General features: G+C 66.0%; 1 protein-coding gene. It reads right to left on the bottom strand.

Translation table 11 applies throughout. The features are described from left to right. Positions 1-1,018, bottom strand: a 1,018-nt coding sequence (locus Q8Q85_07540) for a TrpB-like pyridoxal phosphate-dependent enzyme (protein MDP3774109.1), incomplete at its 3' end; no start/stop codon positions are given. Positions 1,019-1,295 lie beyond the last annotated feature (277 nt).

Genomic DNA, 1,295 nt, shown 5'->3' with positions numbered 1-1,295 from the left:
CGTGGTAGCGCAGCCCGCCGGCGTGGATGCCGGGCGGCATGAAGTCGTGGCCGAGTGTGTACATCTTCATCAACGGCGTGAGGCCGACGGTGTCGCCAAAATCGTAGGCGTATCTGCCCTTGGTGAGCGTTGGGCACGACGTCGGCTCGACGGCAATGAGGCGCACCTGCTTGCCCGCGGCCTTGTCGGCGAAGAACGGAAACGCGATGCCGCCGAAGTTCGAGCCGCCGCCGCAGGAGGCGATGACCACGTCCGGGTACTCGCCGACCTTGGCCATCTGCTTGCGGGCCTCGAGCCCGATCACGGTTTGGTGCAGCAGCACGTGATTGAGCACGCTCCCCAGCGAGTAGTTCGTGTCCTTGCGGCCGGCCGCCTCCTCGACCGCCTCGGAGATGGCGATGCCGAGCGAGCCCTGCGAGTTCGGGTCGGCTGCCAGAATCTTTCGGCCGGATTCGGTCTTGTCCGTCGGGCTGGCGAAAACTTCCGCGCCCCAGGTCTGCATCATCGAGCGGCGGAACGGCTTCTGCTCGTAGCTGATCTTCACCATGTACACACGGATCTCGATGCCGAACATGCGGCCCGCGAGCGCCAGCGCCGAGCCCCACTGGCCGGCGCCGGTTTCGGTCGCGAGCCGTTTGATGCCGGCCTGGCGGTTGTAGTACGCCTGCGCGACCGCGGTGTTGGGCTTGTGCGAGCCGGCCGGGCTCACGCCTTCGTACTTGTAGAAAATCTTCGCCGGCGTCTTGAGCGCGGCTTCCAGCCGATGCGCGCGATACAGCGGGCTCGGGCGCCACAGACGGTAGATTTCACGGATCGGCTCGGGAATCGGAATCCAGCGCTCGCCGGAGATCTCCTGCATGATGATCGCTTCGGGGAAAATCGCGCCCAGTGCCTGCGGCGATATCGGCTTGCCGTCCGGCCCCAATGGCGGCGCCGGCGGATTCGGCATGTCGGCGATGACGTTGTACCAGTGGGTCGGGATGTCGAACTCGTCGAGAAGAATCTTGGTCTGGCTCATGCGAACCTCGGATTCATTTCGTGGATGTTATGGTGACAACCCTGAGCCGGGCATCCGGCCCGATCATCCGTGGCACCGCGGTCCTGAACCGGACTGAGTATATACCCGCACCGCCGCCCGAGACCCAAGCCCGGCGGCGGTTCAATCGCGGTGGCGAAAGTCGCCCGGACGCCGCGCGTAGATGATCTCGACCCGCCCGCGCGGGCCGATGAACCAGGACGCGAGCCAGCCGGTGACGCCGACAACGATGCCGCCCCACACCGCCGGCCAGAAACCG

The organism is Gemmatimonadales bacterium, from assembly GCA_030697825.1.
Classification (GTDB): Bacteria; Gemmatimonadota; Gemmatimonadetes; order Gemmatimonadales; family JACORV01; genus JACORV01.
This window is presented reverse-complemented; position numbering and strand designations above follow the sequence as displayed.